Annotated in this window: 21 protein-coding genes and 1 pseudogene; 10 read left to right on the forward strand and 12 right to left on the reverse strand. The window is 42.2% G+C overall.

What is annotated here, in order from left to right:
- Positions 1-2: 2 nt before the first annotated feature.
- The 4 genes from MWG26_RS14490 to MWG26_RS14505 all read left to right on the forward strand — a co-directional run bounded on the left by MWG26_RS14490 (position 3) and on the right by MWG26_RS14505 (position 2,321).
- A complete protein-coding gene (locus MWG26_RS14490; RefSeq protein ID WP_153920162.1) occupies positions 3-296 on the forward strand; it encodes a type II toxin-antitoxin system HicB family antitoxin in 294 nt (97 codons plus the stop codon).
- Positions 297-371: 75 nt separating this feature from the next.
- On the forward strand, positions 372-560 hold the full coding sequence (locus MWG26_RS14495) for a type II toxin-antitoxin system HicA family toxin (RefSeq protein ID WP_055152136.1): 189 nt from the start codon (positions 372-374) through the stop codon (positions 558-560).
- Between the two features lie 32 nt (positions 561-592).
- Positions 593-988, forward strand: a complete 396-nt coding sequence (locus MWG26_RS14500) for a type II toxin-antitoxin system HicB family antitoxin (protein ID WP_153920160.1) — start codon at positions 593-595, stop codon at positions 986-988.
- Positions 989-1,166: 178 nt separating this feature from the next.
- Positions 1,167-2,321, forward strand: coding sequence for a tyrosine-type recombinase/integrase (locus tag MWG26_RS14505; RefSeq protein WP_153920158.1), 1,155 nt, complete (start codon positions 1,167-1,169; stop codon positions 2,319-2,321).
- A gap of 601 nt (positions 2,322-2,922) precedes the next feature.
- Here MWG26_RS14505 and MWG26_RS14510 read toward each other — a convergent pair.
- Positions 2,923-3,204, reverse strand: coding sequence for a helix-turn-helix domain-containing protein (locus tag MWG26_RS14510; protein ID WP_244062748.1), 282 nt, complete (start codon positions 3,202-3,204; stop codon positions 2,923-2,925).
- 295 nt (positions 3,205-3,499) lie between these two features.
- On the opposite strand from MWG26_RS14510, the gene MWG26_RS14515 reads away from it, so the two are divergent.
- Both MWG26_RS14515 and MWG26_RS14520 read left to right on the forward strand, forming a co-directional pair.
- Positions 3,500-4,108, forward strand: coding sequence for a hypothetical protein (locus MWG26_RS14515; protein WP_025656918.1), 609 nt, complete (start codon positions 3,500-3,502; stop codon positions 4,106-4,108).
- A 218-nt stretch (positions 4,109-4,326) separates the two neighbouring features.
- Entirely contained in the window at positions 4,327-5,559 is a 1,233-nt protein-coding gene (locus MWG26_RS14520; RefSeq protein ID WP_025656917.1) for an Ltp family lipoprotein, read from the forward strand.
- Between the two features lie 234 nt (positions 5,560-5,793).
- Here MWG26_RS14520 and MWG26_RS14525 read toward each other — a convergent pair whose 3' ends face one another.
- Positions 5,794-6,210: a YkgJ family cysteine cluster protein gene (locus tag MWG26_RS14525; protein ID WP_025656916.1), complete on the reverse strand. Its 417-nt coding sequence runs from the start codon at positions 6,208-6,210 to the stop codon at positions 5,794-5,796.
- The gene (locus tag MWG26_RS14530; protein WP_025656915.1) at positions 6,207-6,797 is read right to left on the reverse strand and encodes a hypothetical protein; all 591 of its coding nucleotides are present in this window, start codon (positions 6,795-6,797) and stop codon (positions 6,207-6,209) included. Before MWG26_RS14530 ends, MWG26_RS14525 begins: the two co-directional genes overlap by 4 nt.
- Positions 6,798-7,064: 267 nt before the next feature.
- Here MWG26_RS14530 and MWG26_RS14535 point away from each other — a divergent pair, with 267 nt between their 5' ends.
- The 3 genes from MWG26_RS14535 to MWG26_RS14545 all read left to right on the forward strand — a co-directional run bounded on the left by MWG26_RS14535 (position 7,065) and on the right by MWG26_RS14545 (position 10,372).
- Positions 7,065-7,283, forward strand: a complete 219-nt coding sequence (locus tag MWG26_RS14535; protein WP_025656914.1) for a hypothetical protein — start codon at positions 7,065-7,067, stop codon at positions 7,281-7,283.
- A gap of 184 nt (positions 7,284-7,467) precedes the next feature.
- Positions 7,468-9,018, forward strand: coding sequence for an exonuclease domain-containing protein (locus MWG26_RS14540; protein ID WP_025656913.1), 1,551 nt, complete (start codon positions 7,468-7,470; stop codon positions 9,016-9,018).
- A gap of 112 nt (positions 9,019-9,130) precedes the next feature.
- Entirely contained in the window at positions 9,131-10,372 is a 1,242-nt protein-coding gene (locus tag MWG26_RS14545; RefSeq protein ID WP_117441395.1) for an IS256 family transposase, read from the forward strand.
- A 472-nt stretch (positions 10,373-10,844) separates the two neighbouring features.
- Here the strand turns inward: MWG26_RS14545 and MWG26_RS14550 are convergent.
- The 9 genes and pseudogenes from MWG26_RS14550 to rplS form a co-directional block, all read right to left on the reverse strand.
- Positions 10,845-11,030 (reverse strand): annotated as a pseudogene (locus tag MWG26_RS14550) (metallophosphoesterase); the annotation flags it as partial.
- Between the two features lie 16 nt (positions 11,031-11,046).
- On the reverse strand, positions 11,047-11,937 hold the full coding sequence (locus MWG26_RS14555) for a mechanosensitive ion channel family protein (RefSeq protein ID WP_025656912.1): 891 nt from the start codon (positions 11,935-11,937) through the stop codon (positions 11,047-11,049).
- A 12-nt stretch (positions 11,938-11,949) separates the two neighbouring features.
- Positions 11,950-12,810, reverse strand: coding sequence for a peptidoglycan editing factor PgeF (gene pgeF, locus MWG26_RS14560; RefSeq protein ID WP_025656911.1), 861 nt, complete (start codon positions 12,808-12,810; stop codon positions 11,950-11,952).
- 14 nt (positions 12,811-12,824) lie between these two features.
- Positions 12,825-13,187 (reverse strand): YraN family protein, encoded by a 363-nt coding sequence (locus MWG26_RS14565; RefSeq protein WP_025656910.1) that lies wholly within the window; start codon positions 13,185-13,187, stop codon positions 12,825-12,827.
- Between the two features lie 147 nt (positions 13,188-13,334).
- Entirely contained in the window at positions 13,335-14,099 is a 765-nt protein-coding gene (locus tag MWG26_RS14570; RefSeq protein ID WP_025656909.1) for a ribonuclease HII, read from the reverse strand.
- The gene (gene lepB / locus MWG26_RS14575; RefSeq protein ID WP_025656908.1) at positions 14,092-14,637 is read right to left on the reverse strand and encodes a signal peptidase I; all 546 of its coding nucleotides are present in this window, start codon (positions 14,635-14,637) and stop codon (positions 14,092-14,094) included. The genes MWG26_RS14570 and lepB (MWG26_RS14575) overlap by 8 nt, the downstream gene beginning before the upstream one ends.
- A gap of 33 nt (positions 14,638-14,670) precedes the next feature.
- Entirely contained in the window at positions 14,671-15,522 is an 852-nt protein-coding gene (gene ylqF, locus MWG26_RS14580) for a ribosome biogenesis GTPase YlqF (protein WP_025656907.1), read from the reverse strand.
- Between the two features lie 13 nt (positions 15,523-15,535).
- Entirely contained in the window at positions 15,536-16,204 is a 669-nt protein-coding gene (gene lepB, locus MWG26_RS14585; RefSeq protein WP_025656906.1) for a signal peptidase I, read from the reverse strand.
- A gap of 100 nt (positions 16,205-16,304) precedes the next feature.
- Positions 16,305-16,652 (reverse strand): 50S ribosomal protein L19, encoded by a 348-nt coding sequence (rplS, locus tag MWG26_RS14590; protein ID WP_025656905.1) that lies wholly within the window; start codon positions 16,650-16,652, stop codon positions 16,305-16,307.
- Positions 16,653-17,102: 450 nt separating this feature from the next.
- Here rplS and MWG26_RS14595 point away from each other — a divergent pair, with 450 nt between their 5' ends.
- Positions 17,103-17,882, forward strand: coding sequence for a CAP domain-containing protein (locus tag MWG26_RS14595; protein ID WP_025656904.1), 780 nt, complete (start codon positions 17,103-17,105; stop codon positions 17,880-17,882).
- Positions 17,883-17,897: the final 15 nt, after the last annotated feature.

Here is a 17,897-nt window from a genome sequence, read left to right on the forward strand (position 1 = left end):
ATATGCGTAAAATAACCTATTTAGCAGTTATGGAACCCACAAAGGATGGATATAGCGTTTACTATCCCGACCTTCCGGGATGCATCAGTTTCGGCACTACAATTGATGAGGCTCAGAAACAGGCCGCAGAAGCACTGGAACTTCACGTATATGGGATGGAAAAGGATCACGAAGAACTACCGGCTCCTTCGGTTGACCTAAATCCTGATGATATCGAAGGCTGCGTTGTGTCTCCTATATCTGTGTTTCCAGAAATTGTAAAGAAAGAAATGGATAACCGGATCTTTTCTACGTAATATTACGTATTTATATTGACATACGTAATGTTGCGTGTTATAATATAACTATGATAAGGAGAGGAGATACAAAAGATGCCAATGACTTCTAAAGAGATGATTAAACATCTCAAAAAACATGGTTTTGAAAGCATAAGCCAAAACGGATCTCATATTAAAATGAGAAACCCGGAAACGGAAAAACAGGTAATCGTTCCTTATCACTCTGGATCCCTTAAAAAGGGATTGGAGCAAGCTATATTAAAACAGGCGGGACTTAAATAGTCTCGCCGCCCAAAACAAACGGAGGCGGTCTGATGAGTAAATTATTTTATCCAGCAATTTTTCACGAGGCAGAGGAAGGCGGATTTTGGGTATCATTTCCTGACTTTCCTGAATGCTTCACAGATGGGAACAATATGGAACAAGTTTATGAAATGGCGGTTGATGCTCTCGGCCTTGCGATAACCAGCAGGAAAAAAGAAGGGCAGGAAATACCCGCGCCCTCTTCCATCACCAGGCTTTCTGCCGATAACGGGGTTTTTGTTATCGTAGAATTTGACATGATGGAATACCAGAAAAAGCATAACGCAAAGGCAGTTAAAAAGACATTGAGTATTCCGGAATGGATGAACGAGGAAGCAATTGCTGCCGGGGTGAACTTCTCACAGGTGCTGCAGGAAGCGCTGATGCAAAAACTGAATATAAGCTAAGAAAATAACTGTCTCTATATCAAAAAACCGCCCAGTACGCCAATACCGAGCGGATTTGAAGAACATGTCAACCACGAATGGCGACAATACTCTCCCAACAAGAATATTGTACCATTCCAAGCGTGGTTTAGTCAACTACGCTATTTTTCTGCCATTTTATAAAAAGGAGTGATACAATATGGCAAGATACAAGAAAAGAGCTGATGGAAGATACCATACCACCATCCCCACAGGAATCATTGACGATGAAACAGGGAAGGAGATACGCGTCTCCGTCTACGGAAATTCCGTAGCTGAGTTCGAGTCCAACAAGGATGCCGTAAAGGCCCAACTGCTGAACGGGACTTATGCCAACGACAAGGATACCACATTCAGCGAATACAAGTGGCATTGGTTTGAGACGTATATTGAAAATACAGATAAATCCTATAATCGAAAAAGGATATACAGAAACACACTGAAGAACCACACCGCAGGGCTGGATTCAATCCCTTTAGGCAGTATAAAAAAATCCCAGATTCAAGAGGGATATAATAAGCTCAATGGCAGCCCCGATCTGCAGCATGAATACAAGATCACCCTCAATCAGATATTTGAATGCGCGATAGACGATGGGCTTATCTCCAAGAATCCTACCAGGAATATTACTATAACAAAGCGCAAAAGGAAGAAGAAGCGTGCTCTAACAAAGATTGAACGGGCCGCAATAAAGAAAGCTGATTTTACTCTCCAGGAACGTTGCTTTGTAGGATTACTTCACTATGCTGGCCTTCGGCGGCAGGAGATTCTCGCAATAACAAAACCAGACATTGATTTGTTCGATGATAAAATCCGGATCAACAAAGCCATTGAATTCATCGGTGAACGTCCCAACTTAAAGGACACAAAAAGCGAAGACGGAGAACGCTTCATTGACATTTTGGCGCCGCTCAAACCTATTCTGGAAGAATATATGCAGCAATTGAACACTCTTCTGCTCTTCCCAAACTCCCAAGGCGCTGTAATGTCCAGAACTCAGTACAGACGATTCTTTGAAAAGATAAAACTGAAAATAAATACTGCTGCCGGCGGCAAACACCATTACGAAAAGAACGACAAAGGAAAATACCAGCTTGTATACGACATAGATATGTGCCAGGGTCTCTCAGCGCACGTTTTCCGGCACGAATATGCTACCATCCTATATTATTCTGGCATAGACATTTTGGAGGCTATACGGCTGTTTGGACACGCTGATTCAAAGACTATGACAGACATATATGCAGAGCTTAGAAAAGAAGAGTCAAACTCAAAAGACAAACTGAATCAATACCTGGAAGAAAAATATAGTTAACAAAAACACTGCTTCCGGAAATTTTTTTCAAAAAAGCAAATTTGAAGTAATTTAGTCAAATTTTAGTCAAAATGAGTTTTTTCTCCGAAGAATGGCTTAAAATGGGCGTTTGCGGGACTATGACAGAACACTCGTAATGAAGGGGTCGTCGGTTCAAGTCCGATTTCCAGCTTTCGTAAAAAAGGCCGCAAACCCGGGGTTTTTAAGGGGTTGCGGCCTTTTTTATATCATTGGAAAAGATAGATAAGGAACCAGATCTATTCAAGATAAATGCTGAATATCACAATCATCTGAAAACGGATGTCAAAGATGATATATATCAAGAAGAAAACTCCGTGTTATGAATATTTTCAGAAATTCTTTCGATAAATGAATATTTTAGTGGATAAGCGGCACATAATGTTGCATATTCATCATGAAATGTGTTAGTATATGTACAAGATTGGAACTACTCCTCAAAATAGTTCCTTTCCCACCACATTCAAGCCCGGAGTCCTGAAGATTCCGGGCATTACATTATTTGAATCACAGCAAATGTACTTCTCATTTTCTGGCCTCATCATGAAGAAAACGATGGTTGCAGTTCGCCATCTTTTTACCACTATCCCTCCAAAAGAGAATCTATTGAAACCTCAAAAATATCTGCAATCTTCTTAACCATATAAATATCAGGCAAACGCTTCCCCCGTTCATAATTTGAAAGAGTCGTCCTTGTTATATGCAGAAATCTTGCAAGTTGCTGTTGTGTCATGTGTTTCTGAATCCGTAATTTACGTATACTAAAACCGATATCTGACATAATATCGACCGCCCCCCATATGTCTACATTATCATGCTTTCCTAGAAAAGTATACGTAACGTGTCGTATATTAACTATTTTCATTTGATAACGAGTTCATGCTGCCTTGTATAATGACAAATCAATTTTGAAAATGTATCTATGTACGGCATATGAAAACAGTCATTCACTGAAAGTATTTTAAATACATTTCTAAATCTTCTCTTTTGCGGAATCTTCTTTCCTTGCTTATTGAATATGTCTATGGTACAATACAAAAAAAAGCAATTTAGATATAAAAGAAAAGTTATTTTTAATGGAATAATTATTAAGTCGAAAATGTTTTATGGAATAGGACGTGTAAGTTCTAAATAAGGTTAAAAGGAAAGGGAGGTATCATATGAAAAACAAAATACTAAAAGTTATAACAATCATGGTAATGGCGCTTTTACTGACCGCTTGTTCAGGAGGCAACAAACCGGCAGAATCAACAGACAAAACGGCCGATGAGACCTCCGATACAAAGCAGTCTCAAGATAAGAGTACTGACAAAGAAGAGAACGTTCAAAATTCTTACACTATTGATCAGGTCACAATCACCGCAGAACATTATTCAGTCGAACCATATAATGATCCGAACGGTGAATATACAAAACAAATCTCTATCATGTTCAATATTAAGAACGAAACTGACAGTGCCTTTGGCTATATTAAGAGCTGGGAAGGCAGATTACCTGACGGATTCAAATTGGAAAGCCTGACTGAGGCACAAGATTTAGACTTAATACAAGTTCCCTCCGGTGACTCTATTGATGACGTAGCTTATTTACTTGCGGATGATTCCGCGAATCTTGATGAGATAATAGCGACATATTTGTTTATGGACTACAACGAAGATTATTGGAAAGACTTTGGTAAAATCGTGTCGGGAGAGATAAATGAAGAGGAATTCAAAAGCAAATATGGAACGCCTAAAGAATTAACATTTGATCTGACACCAACTAACTAAATACAAACCGCTCCCTGATCAGCAGACCAATCCAGCCTTATTTAGTCAATGATTAATCCAATGATAAAATCTGAACCGATAAGGCAATTGAATCCTGAAGGGAGCGTTTTTTCATCTAAACGGGCAAAAGCCGCTATCAAGTTTAATGGAACAGAATTAACAAATCTGTAGTGTTTTTCTATAATACAAACAAAGGAAAAGAGAGGGAGGAATTATTTATGAAATGCAGCAAATGTGGAGCAGAAATTCCAGAAGGAGCAAAGTTTTGTACTGAATGCGGAACAAAAATATCCGAGGAGGCCGCCGTTCATGAGACCCCGCCTGTACAACAGGAGGCAGAACAACTTATCTATACCATAAACAAAAATAATGGAAATAATCCAAAAGTAAATCCCCCGGCACCAAAGGGCGCGGCTTTCAAAACATTCCGTTTGGTATTAGGAATCATTTCAATTATATTGTTTCTAATAGTCTCGCTGCAATCATGTGTTGCAGGAGCTGCAAATGCTTTAAGCTCAAATGGTGAAGTCAGTGGATCTGCAGGATTTTTATTAGCTATATGTATGTTGATTGCCGGAATCGTAACAATATGCTTAAAGAAAAAGCAAACAACAGCAGCGTATCTTGTTCCTGCAGGATTTTATATTGTCGGTGCACTTCTCGCGGCAGCAAATGTAGGAAGCTACTCTGATTTAGGAATATGGGCCGTGTTAGCCTCTATATTCGGAGCACTGCATGTATTATTCATGTTCAGAAGTAAGAATACTAAGGCTTTAATCTCTATCATTGTCCCCATAGTAATCGTAGTCATCATATGCATGTTCGTAGGAATTTCAGGATCTGGGACAAAGGATGCAGGGAATAAAAACACAAAGAATACGGAGAATAAAACGACAAGTTCGACAGAAAAAGAAAATGAGACCGCTGCAAATGATACTGCAAAAACGCCTGAAACCAAATCAGACAGCACAGCGAAACCAGAACCCGATCCAGATGTTCCGGCTGAGTATAAAGCTGCCTTAACGAAAGCAGCAAGTTACAGCGATATGATGCATATGTCTAAAGCGGGAATATATCACCAGCTTACTTCCGAATATGGTGAGCAGTTTCCCGCAGAGGCTGCGCAGTATGCCGTAGACAATCTGAATGCTGATTGGAATGCCAACGCATTGGCAAAGGCGAAGTCTTATAGTGATACCATGCATATGTCAAAATTAGGTATCTATAACCAGCTTATTTCAGAAAATGGAGAGCAGTTCACGGCAGAAGAAGCTCAATACGCCATGGATAATTTGAAGGCTGACTGGAATGCCAATGCATTAGCAAAAGCAAAAGACTACCAGGAATCCATGGCTATGTCTGTTGAAGCTATAAGGGAACAGCTGACCTCCGAATACGGCGAACAGTTCACAGCCGAAGAAGCAGATTATGCAATTTCAAATTTGAATTAATATCTGCGTTAAGAACAAATTTCAGTTGAAAAGAACTCAAAAAAGCCGCAGCCCCGTCCTCCGGGATTGCGGCTTTTTATTGAATGGAAAAATATTCCCTGCGGGATGCGCACTGCGGCATAAAAAGCAGATACCGCTGTGTGAACGTCGCATGCGCGGGTTTCGCAAACGGAATTCTATTTTCATACTCCTGATTCAGCCGTCTAATAAAGAACAGCCCGTAGCATATATACTTTAGATTTCAATATTATATCCTCTTAATAATTCCAATACCAGCTCCTCATCATTTTCAGCACTATTACTTTTAGACATTTCATCCAGGTCAAAGCAGGGCATATGTTCCCATATATCCTCGTATGCAAAATAGCTGTAAGGCGCCTTCCGGCATTGTATCGGTCTGTGTTCAAATATTTCACATAAATTGTTATCAGATAGAAAAACACATTGATTATTGATATTTTTTAGTATATAGATATTTATAACATACCCTTCACATTGGATATCATCCTTTTCACAATACTTGTGGATAAACTCTTTTTTGCTTATGTTAAGTTCATTTGATATATGTATCAGATCACGTGGATAAATGATTACGATTCTTTTTTCTAAATCCGTACTTCTACAGCACTTCCCGCATTTCCTGCAACTCATTTGGTTTCCCCATACTTTTTTACAGTTTCATCAACCGTTTTATAATTTAAAAATATTCCCCTGTTCCATCTGAGATCTCCTCTTTTTAAAAAGGGTATTTTTAATTTATAGACCTCATATGCCCCGAATGGATAGAATCCCTGGGATTTAGCTCTTTCTGAATTTATCTCGTAGTAGGTTCCTTTCATACATATATCATTTATATCATGTGAAGATATTTTCAAAGTCATAACACCATTTTGTCTCAAATCTTTACTATCTGAACAATAGAATAAAGAAACCACATCCGTAGTGAAAACCCCTCTTCCCCGAAATGTATATCTGTTCTTTTTATGTTCTTTGTATTGTATAAGTTTAAATAGGACATCTTCCCGGTTTTGCTTAAACTGAATGATCTCAATAATATTTTCTCCCTGAAAATTATTATGGCGGGAATACCAGAGCCCGTCTATGGAGAAACTCATTGCCCTTTTGTAAAAAAAGCTCCGTATCTTTTTATATGTCTTTCCACATATAAAACCTAATATTGAAATAATTGCAGCTATAACAATCTCATCAAGTAACTTGACTATACTCCCCCACATCATATTCAGCGCTCCTAAGTTACAAACTATTTCTTATTTTTATTGTTCTTTTCAGTTTCTTTATTTTTATCGGCAATATGTTTAATATGTTCTTTTAAAGCTTTTCCTCCGCCATCTGGCATATGATTCACCTCTCATAAAAAGATGTGGGGTTAAGGCTATACTACCACTCTTACCACTAATAATCAATCGTGTTGGATCGATTATTTCCATATTTTTCCAGATATTTTTTATTCTTATAGCGTTATAATTATTACAGGGGTGCGTTATATGGATGAAATAAAATTATCCTTAAAAGAGGAAATCGAAAAGCAGGCACAAATAATAGAGGAAGAAATATTGCATAATAAGGAAAATGAAAACCTGGAAGTTACTAACCGGATGGAAAGCGCTCTTCTTAGGAAAATAAAACAGCTTGAAAGCGAAAAGGATACAGCTGGCTCATCAAAAAAGGCTGAGATACATACTTCTTTACAGGAGGATGCCTAAGAAGGAAACCCTGAAAATGTCTGATCCCCATATTATGGTGTTCTTATTGATTTAATTTCCAGCAACTGCTATTATTAATTTATATTGATTTATATTGATCAGGTAAACAAAGTTAAGCCAAATGCTTAACATCATTGTGGTGTATTTCTCAGTGTGGGTATTGACTAAAGAGGATACTCAGGCCATGAAACAAAAATTATATGATTTTTCAGACTACATCTCTTTTGATTTGGAAACCACAGGGCGTAACTCAAAAACATGTGAAATCATTGAAATCTCGGGAATTCTTGTCCGAAATAATGAAGTCAAAGAGGAATTCAGCAGTTTAGTTCATCCGGGAATCCGTATTTCGTCAGAGATAGAAAACTTAACCGGTATTACCAATAATATGTTGTCTGCTGCTCCGTCACTGGATAAAGTTCTTCCTGAATTCATTGCTTTTATTGGTGATAAGCCTCTCATTGGCTATAATATTGCAAGTTTTGATATGCACATCCTGAACAGGTTTACCGCAAAATTATTAGGAAGGTTTATCGATAATTATTACATAGATCTACTAACATTATCCAGAAAGATGCTCCCTGATTTGAGCAGTCACAAACTCGGTGCGTTAGCTTCATTCTGCCATTGCATTGCAGAATCTGCGCACAGAGCACTGTCTGACTCCCTTATGGTACACGAATGTTTTCAGTATATGAAAGAATATCTGCCAGATACTATCATCACCCTTAAGCAATTACAATGCTCCGGTGACCGCTCAAACGCGAGAACATCTTTGGTAAAAAAAGAAACCCAGGCGCTCCACAAACTACATGAATCTCTCCCAAGTGTGATTGATGTTAGTGTTTTAACAGAATCCTATCATGATAAAGTTGATGCTGTAGCCGGAATGGCTTTCTGCCTTACCGGAGATTTTTTACACGGCAGCAAGTCAGAAATCAAGGAAATCATTGAGGATCACAGCGGGCGATGCATCGGATCTGTTTCGGGTAAAACGGATTATGTAATTGTCGGCGCCTATGGCAGCGAACAATGGGCATGCGGTAATTATGGTTCAAAAATCAAAAAAGCTATGGAATTGCAGGCAAAGGGATCTGATATCAGAATTTGCAGTGAGAAGGAACTGTTTGATATGTTAAGCCTTCTGGAAAAGGAGGAGATTTCTAATAATTCTGCTGCCGTCTCCTCTTTTGAAGCAGAACTTAATCAGATGCTTTTATCCATTATCCAGGAAAAAGAGCTTCCATTGAACTCTCTGCATCTGTATGCAAATCTATCGACCACATCAAAGGAGGAAATGTCAAAGTCCATCTGCATATACGAGCCCGAATACCCTCCGGTAAAAGATGACTGCGTGAATCCTGGAAAGAACTTCGTCGTAATGAATATTCAGATGAATGATGCCATAGAACTGCTTATAAGGAATCTGCAATTTGAAAATATACCTCTGCCGCATACCGGAAAGCTGAAGGCCGTGCCGTCAGATAAGACATTCCGACATGTTATCTTTGATTTTTCTGATCGAACAGTCTTTGAGTATATAAAAGAAAATGTGCTGTACTGTTTAAAAAACTATCATTCCAGAGTGAGAAGCTTCGGATGCTGCAGTAAATTCATGGAATGTTCTAATGCCAAAAAGTGTGTTCATGTAAATAAACTTTATGCAACTGCCTGCGCTTATAAGTATAATCTTGAGAATGGAAGGATATTTTATGGTGGAAATAGAAATATGTAACTAAATAAGATACTTGCGTCAGCAGGAATAGGAGCATGTGAAAAAGTTTCTGTAAATAAGGATTTATGTGGTCTTCTATGATAAAATAAAAAATCATAGGAGGCCTTTTATTATGGCGAGAGAAAAGAAACCGGTACACAAAGTACAAATGACAGATGGAAAGCGAAACATTATTCATCAGCTTCTGCAGGAATACGATATCCAGTCAGCAGAAGACATTCAGGATGCCCTGAAGGATCTGCTTGGCGGTACCATCAAAGAAATGATGGAAACAGAGATGGATGAACACCTGGGCTATGGAAAGTCAGAACGTTCTGACAATGACGATTACCGCAATGGCTACAAATCCAAGCGTATTAACAGCAGCTATGGCAGCATGGATCTCCAGATTCCTCAGGATCGGAAGTCCACTTTCGAACCACAGGTAGTCAAAAAACGGCAGAAGGATATCTCTGATATTGACCAAAAGATCATCTCTATGTATGCCAAAGGCATGACCACACGGCAGATTTCTGATACACTGGAGGATATTTACGGCTTTAAGGCTTCAGAAGGCTTTATCTCCGATGTTACCGATAAGATCATGCCTCAGATTGAGGACTGGCAGAACCGTCCTCTTTCAGAGGTATATCCGGTGCTCTACATTGATGCCATCCACTACTCCGTCCGTGATAATGGTGTCATCCGCAAACTTGCGGCTTATGTGATTCTCGGGATTAATCAGGATGGACGGAAAGAAGTCCTGACCATAGAGGTTGGTGAAAATGAAAGTTCCAAATACTGGCTGTCTGTTTTGAATGGCCTGAAAAACCGGGGAGTAAAAGACATTTTGATTATCTGTGCTGACGGGCTGACCGGTATCAAAGAAGCAATCGCAGCTGCATATCCAAAGACGGAATATCAGCGCTGTATCGTGCACCAGGTTCGTAATACAATGAAATATGTGTCAGACAAAGACAGAAAGCCATTTTGTGCAGATCTTAAGACCATCTATCATGCAGCAACGGAGGAGAAAGCGCTAGAAGCCCTGGAACGTGTCACTGAAAAATGGAGCGAAAAATATCCCAATTCCATGAGAAGCTGGAAGCAGAACTGGGATGCCCTTTCCCCGATTTTCAAGTTTTCAGCAGTGGTCAGAAAGGTCATTTACACGACCAACGCCATTGAGAGCTTGAATGCCACCTACCGCAAGCTAAACCGTCAGAGAAGTGTATTTCCAAGCGATACAGCTCTTTTGAAAGCGTTGTACCTGTCTACATTTGAAGCTACAAAGAAATGGTCAATGCCTATCAGAAACTGGGGTCAGGTCTATGGAGAGCTAAGCATCATGTATGAGGGGCGGCTACCAGAATAAGTCCTTTTAAGCAATCTGCTACAGGCGGATTTTTCCGCCTGCTCTTGACATGCAACAGCATGTGCTGTTATATATAAACCAAGGGCTGAAAGCCCAACTAAGAACTTTCAGCCCACCTGTTATCATAGAAGATCAGCATTTACAGACTTTTCTTCACACGCTCATGCGGAAAAAAGGAACACTTATTTATCCGCTTTTGACGGTGCAGGCATGCTTAATCCTGGTTCACATACCGTATTAGGCACGATAGTTATCCGAACATCTGATAAGTTAACTGCAACTCAGCAGAATGAATTTACACAGAAAATATCTGACAAGCTGCTGGAATTACAGTAATTAATTATATAGCATGATACTGTTCGGCTTATCATAAGAAATGAAAACAAAAAGGCAGGCTCTTCTCAACAGCTTCCATACCAAGTTTTAAAAGCTGCTGAAAGAATAACCTGCCTTTTATACTGATCCATGCCCCTCATCCGTTAAACCCAACTCTCACCGCACAAATCTCCGCTTTAGTCCCCACTCTCATATAAGGCCCGAACACGCCGACTCCCGAAGTCACTACATTATGCGTCTGCCCTTTTTGCAGATAACCATAAGCATTTTCCCACATCAGTCTGATTGTCAGATTACCGGGAAATGTCTGCCCATTATGTGTGGATCGTTCAGCTCCTCTACTTTTCTTCCCCGTACATATGCACCGTCAGCTGATTATATGGTATCTCAATTCCTTCTCTGTCAAAGGCCAGCTTAATCTCCTCTAGCAGCCGCCATTTCGTGGGCCAGAACTCATCTGTTTTTACCCACGCACGCAGACCCAGAATCACCGCGCTGTCCGCCAGAGAATCCACAAACACCTTGATATCCTCATCCTGCATAATCGCGTCATCCTTTGTCAGCAGCTCTTCAAGCAGCGCTTTCGCCTTTTTCAGATCGGCATGATAGGCAATCCCTACTTTCAGATCCAGCTGCCGCTCCGGCCTGGCGGTAACATTTGTCAGGCTGCTGTTCGCAAGCGTACCGTTTGGAATAACAATCGTCTTATTATCAACGGTGGACAGCTTTGTATAAAATATCTGAATCTCCTTTACGGTTCCCTCGTTTTTCCCTGTGTCCTCAATTATATAATCTCCTACCACAAAGGGCTTCAGCAGCAGGATCAACACGCCTCCCGCAAAGTTGGACAAACTGCCCTGCAGCGCCAGGCCGATTGCGACACCGGCAGAAGCAATCAGTGCCGCTACAGAAGATGATTCCACGCCCAGCTTTGTAGCAATCGTAAAAATCAGCAGCGCATATAAGCTGAATTTTAACAGAGAATCTACAAACTGGATGACGCCCTGGTCGGCGCTGGTACGCTGCAGCGAATGTTTCACAATCCTTTGAATCCACCGGATCACCACACGTCCTGCCAGAAAGAATACAAATGCCAGAACCACTCTTATCCCAAATCCGATCAGCGCCGGAAGATGTTCCTGGAAATACTCAGCCACTCGGTTCACTTCCCCTGTCACCTCTGCCGCCACTTCCTCCGCCGATTTTAAATCAGATGCCGCTAATATCATATTCAAGCCTCCTTATTCTGTCGTTTCCCTCAGGGCCAGAAAAGCACACAGGTTTCCCCGCTTATCTCCTGCCGTTCTGTGGGAATATAAGATTTCACTGTTGCAGTGTGTACACAGATTTGTCACCGCAATATGTTCCTGTTTTATCCCCGCCTCAAGAAAGACCAGCTCATTTGCCCTCCACAGATTCAACTGATATCTGCCGTTTTCTTTCCTGTAAAATAACTCTCCCCAGAATTCCTCTTTATAATGCAGTTTAAACTGTTCAATCACATCTTCGCTTACTTCATAACATTCCTGGCAGATCGACGGCCCTACCGCCGCCAGAATATCCGAAGGATTGGAGCCGTACTGTTCCCGCATCAATTCTACAGTCACTTTTCCAATCTTGGATACAGTTCCTCTCCATCCGGAGTGGCTTAAGCCCACCGCCTTCTTCACCGGATCCACAAAGTACAGCGGCACGCAGTCCGCAAAAAACGTAACCAGGCATAAACCGGGAACGTTTGTCACAAGTCCATCCACATCCGTATAACTTCTCTCCCGGGTTATCCCCATTCCCCTGTCTGCTTCGGTAACCACGCGGACATTTGCGGTATGAGTCTGCTGGGTGAATACCATGTTTTCACATTTTATGCCCATAGCCTCCCCGATCCTCCTGAAGTTTTCCCTCACAGATTCTTCTTTATCCCCTCTGGTAAAGCTCAAATTCAACGAAGAATAGCACCCCTCACTGACGCCCCCCAGTCTGGTTGAAAATCCATGTTTCACTATCCCCGTATTTTGAAACAACGGATATTCCAAATATGGAGTATCCGTCTCTATCTCTTGAAAAATCTTTTTCTGATCTTTATACTGCAGTCCTAAGCTCATATACTCCCTTTCTGTCATCCGCAAAAAGCATCCCGGATGTGCGATATCCTGCCTCTTTCAATCCCGATCACATCAAACCTGCACGGTATCTCCGTAAGGCCGTGCACCATCAGATAATGGGAAGCACACCGGTAAATCACCCTCTGCTTCTTTGGGCCTACCGCCTCCAGAGGGCTGCCCTTCCCTGAATCCCGGCGGTATTTCACCTCACAGAAGACGAGATATTCCCCGTCTCTTGCAATCAGATCAATCTCTCCGATGTGGCAGCGGTAATTATATTCCAGAATCACATATCCCTGCTGCTCCAAATAGTATCCGACCGCCTTTTCATAGTTCGTGCCGGTTCTCCTGTTATTCTGCTTTTCTGCATATTTCATATTCTGTTTCTACTGCGATTTCCCGTTACTATTCACGGCCTATGAACCATGCATCGTAATGATTCCACACCCTATTGCCAACACCTGCCATACCGTCTGTATTTGCGGTATGGCATTTCATCCTGTACCCAGAAAACACCACAAATCTTATTCGGAAACAAAGTTTTTTATAAAAGATACACGATGGATTGGTGTCGGTCCCAATTTTTTCAAAGCCTCGATATGAGCCGCAGAGCCATATCCCTTATTCTCTGCGAACCCGTAACCGGGCAGTATCTTGTCGTATTCTGCCATCAGCCGGTCTCTGGTCACTTTGGCGATAATACTTGCCGCTGCGATTGAAACGCTTTTGGCATCCCCCTTGATGATCGGTACCTGGGGAAGCGTGATTCCCGGTATGGTAACCGCGTCATTCAAGAGAAGCGTGGGAGCCGTTTTCAGCTCCTGCACCGCTATGCGCATGGCTTCGTATGTAGCCTGGAGTATATTGATTTTATCAATGGTTGCGGGGCTGGCCATCCCGATCCCAGTGGCCACCGCTTTATCAAGAATCTCGTCATAAAGCTCTTCTCTCTTTTTCGCTGAAAGCTTTTTAGAATCGTTGATATATAAGATTTCACAATCCTTGGGAAGGATCACTGCTCCCGCTACAACCGGGCCTGCCAGAGGTCCTCTGCCCACCTCGTCAATGCCGCAGATAAATATATGTTCCTGATACTTCTTTTCATAGCATCTCATCTGCTCCAGGCGGAATCGTTCTTCCTTCAGCTTTGCTTCCTGTTTTTTATACCTGGCAATCAGATTCTGTACCCCGCTGCGGGAATCCCCCTCATATTTTTCGTATAGTACCGATAATTCACGGGACTTTGCCTGTTCAAACTCTAATTTAATACTGCGGATACTGTTACTCATGTTTGATCACCCCGAACCTGTCTAATGGCCAAATGCGAATCCAGGCCCTTCCCAGCAGATCTTTTCTGTGCAGGACTCCCACACTGGCGTCACGGCTGTCCGCACTGTGGTTCCGGTTATCTCCCAGTACAAAATACTCATCTTCACCCAAAGTGATCGGATTCTCCGCAATTCCCGGATCCAGCATCTCTTCGTTTCCATAGTGTTCATCAAGTTCTTCCCCGTCAACATACACACGGCCTCCCATCACCTGCACAGTCTCTCCCGGCAGTCCGATGATCCGTTTTATATAGTATGTATCCTCCTCATACTGATAAGGGAATACGATGATTTCATATCTCTTTGGTTCTCGAAAGCGGAATGAGATCTTATCCACAATCAGATTATCTCCGTCCGACAGCGTCGTCTCCATAGAAGAGCCGCTGACACGTGTGCGCTGACCAACAAATGTAATAATCACATAGGTCAGCCCAACAATAATCAATATATACACGATCCAGCCAAGCAGTTCTCTTATGATGCTTCTTTCCTGGTCCATATCTTAACCTTCTTTCTGGCGTCTCTTTCTATATTATGCATAATCCTGAGGAAATTCAAGTGTTATTTTTCCCAGCCTGCCATTGCGGAAATCATCCATCATAAGACGGGCGGCTTTTTCCGTGTCCAGCTCGCTTCCTTTTACCAGACAGTGCCTGCTCTCTGCTATATTTCTCAGGCAGGCAAAATCATCCTCTGATTCCTCAATCTGATATTTTTCCTTCAGAATTCCGGGATAGGACTGCTTCAAAAAGCCAATTAATTCCATGGCCAGTTCCTCTGTGTTGAGTATCTCATCTTTAATAGATCCGATAAATGCCAGCCGAAGCCCCACGGTCTGATCCTCAAATTTGGGCCAGAGTATTCCCGGAGTATCCAGAAGCTCCACATTTTTATTGAGCCTGATCCACTGCTTTCCCTTTGTTACGCCGGGTTTATTACCGGTCTTCGTACAGGCCTTCCCTGCAAGCGCATTAATAAAAGTAGATTTTCCAACATTCGGAATCCCCACTACCATTGCCCGGACGGGACGGTTCAATATTCCCCGTTTCCTGTCTCTTTCTATCTTCTCTTTGCAGGCCTCCTGGATTACACCCTGTATGGACTTAATCCCTCCGCCTTTTTTGGAATTCACCTTTACTACGGAATAACCTTTTCCCTTAAAATATTCCGCCCACGCATCATTCCACTTGTCCTCTGCTAAATCCGATTTGTTCAGCAGTATCAGCCTGGCCTTGTTCTTTCCCAGATCATCGATTTCGGGATTTCTGCTGCTCACCGGAATTCTGGCGTCCACCAGCTCAATGACAAGGTCTATCAGCTTTATATTTTCCTGCATCATGCGTTTTGCCTTGGTCATATGACCCGGGTACCACTGAAAATGCATCTGTACTCCTCCTCTATCTCCTGACAAAGCCAAAATCCGGGCCCGGACTTGCCACGAACCAGACCTTCCCAAAGATTTCGCTTCGTTTTACATTACCGATGTCTGCCATCCGGCTGTCATCGCTGCCGGCATGGTTATCGCCCATCACAAAATATTCATCCCCGCCCAGCTGCAGCGGCTCATCGGCGATTCCTGCCTCCTCTATATCCTCTGCAAAAATATGCTGTGTCACTTCTTCCTCATTAATATAGACTTTTCCGTCTTTAATCTGCACGGTTTCCCCCGGAAGCCCTACAATCCTTTTAATAGAATAATGAGTATTTTCGTTTCCGTTTGGCTTAAACGCAACAATATCGCCGCGTTTTGGTTTGCTTGCATTATAAACAAGCCTGTTTACCAGAACAACATCTCCATTCTTTAAAACAGGCTTCATGGAGTCCCCTGCATTGCTGACCCGCTGTCCAAAAAACCAGACGAGCATAAAAGCTATAGCGCAGACTATGATAATCTGCACGATCCAGTTCGCAATCTCTCCCCTGTTCTGCTTCTGTGCCTGGGTCTTTTCTCTCCGGAATCTGAGTTCCGGCCTGCCGGTGTCAAACTTCAGCTCTTGTTTCTTTTTCCGCCTGCGCTTCTGATTCGCCTGTCTCCGGCGCTTTTTCCGAAAGTTTAAATCCCGCATATTCTTCCCCTATAAACTGTCTGCAGTAAAAAATCACTGAATATCTTCATGATATATAAAAGGGACAATATACATGTTGTACTTGTCCCTCTCATAGTTACTATTTTACTAATTCTTTTACCTTCGCTCTCTTACCAACGCGGTCTCTCAAGTAGTTCAGTTTCGCTCTTCTTACTTTACCTTTACGTACAACTTCTACTTTTTCAACGTTTGGTGAGTGTAACGGCCAAGTCTTTTCAACGCCGATTCCGTTGGAGTTCTTTCTTACTGTGAAAGTAGCTCTTGTGCTTCCACCCTGTTTCTTCAGAACTGTTCCCTCAAAAACCTGGATTCTTTCACGGTTACCCTCTTTAATCTTGGCATATACTTTAACGGTATCACCTACATTAAACTCCGGTACATTCTCTTTTAACTGCTCTGCTTCAATACTTTTAATAATATCGTTCATTGTGTGACCTCCTTAATATTTAGACGTTCTTAATGCCTGCTTACATGTTCCTATCATCACTCCTATCACACAGCACACACACTTCCGTGCGGATGCTCTGCAATTAAATATCCGATACCAGCAAGTCTGTTATTGCATCAGAGGACCATCGCTTTTCATTTCACAACTGTTGTATTTTACCATACTTTCCTATAAGTTTCAAGCCTTTTTTCGTCTCTTTTTCCCGTTACTCGTAACAGTTTAGGCTTGCCTGAACTGTTACGCATTACTCAGCCTATCTAAAGGCCTTTGCCCAATTATACCTTCTTGCAGCAGCACATTTGAATATCGTTTACCATAGAAGCTGCAGACATTCCAGATGTTACCTGTATATTTCTTCTTTTTTTCATGGTACGATCATTTCGTAATATTTTTGTAACAATTAAACAACATTTTAGGAGGTACATATTCATGAAACATAAGATATTACCGGCTCTGCTCACCGCTGCAGCCATAGGAACAGCAGGATTCACGCCCCTTACAGTACAGGCGGCATCCATAGAAGAAACCAGACAGGTTCTTCAGTCCAAAGGAATCTATATTGCAGGTCCTCTGAACAGCACAGAGGAGCTCAAACAAAAACTTGAAGCACTAGGATATGACTGCACCATCCCGGACTGGCTTGACTGCATCATCCCAGGACTCCCGGGACAGCCGGAGAATCCGGATAACAATCAGCCGGAGAACCCGGAACTTCCGGACGGAAACCAGCCGGAGAACCCGGAACTTCCGGACGGAAACCAGCCTGGCACCCCGGAGCTTCCGGACAATAATCAACCGGAAACTCCCGAACAGCCGGATGTTGACGAGAACGATAACGCATTTATCCAGCAGGTCGTAAATCTGGTAAACCAAGAACGCGCCAAAGCCGGTCTTTCTCCTGTCAAAGCAGACGTGTCTGTACAGGCAGCCGCTCAGATCCGTGCGAAAGAAATCGAAACTTCATTTTCACACACACGACCGGACGGCAGTTCCTTCAGCACTGCATTAACACAGCAGGGCGTCACCTACCGAGGTTCCGGCGAGAACATTGCCTGGGGACAGAAAACTCCTGAGCAGGTTATGAACGGCTGGATGAACAGTGACGGACACAGAGCCAATATACTCAATAAGAATTACACCACAATTGGGGTAGGGCTCTATCAGAACGCCTCCGGAACTAACTACTGGACTCAGTTGTTTACTTATTAAATCCTGATTTTAGGA

The sequence above is a fragment of the Faecalicatena contorta genome, from assembly GCF_022835095.1.
GTDB lineage: Bacteria > Bacillota > Clostridia > Lachnospirales > Lachnospiraceae > Faecalicatena > Faecalicatena contorta.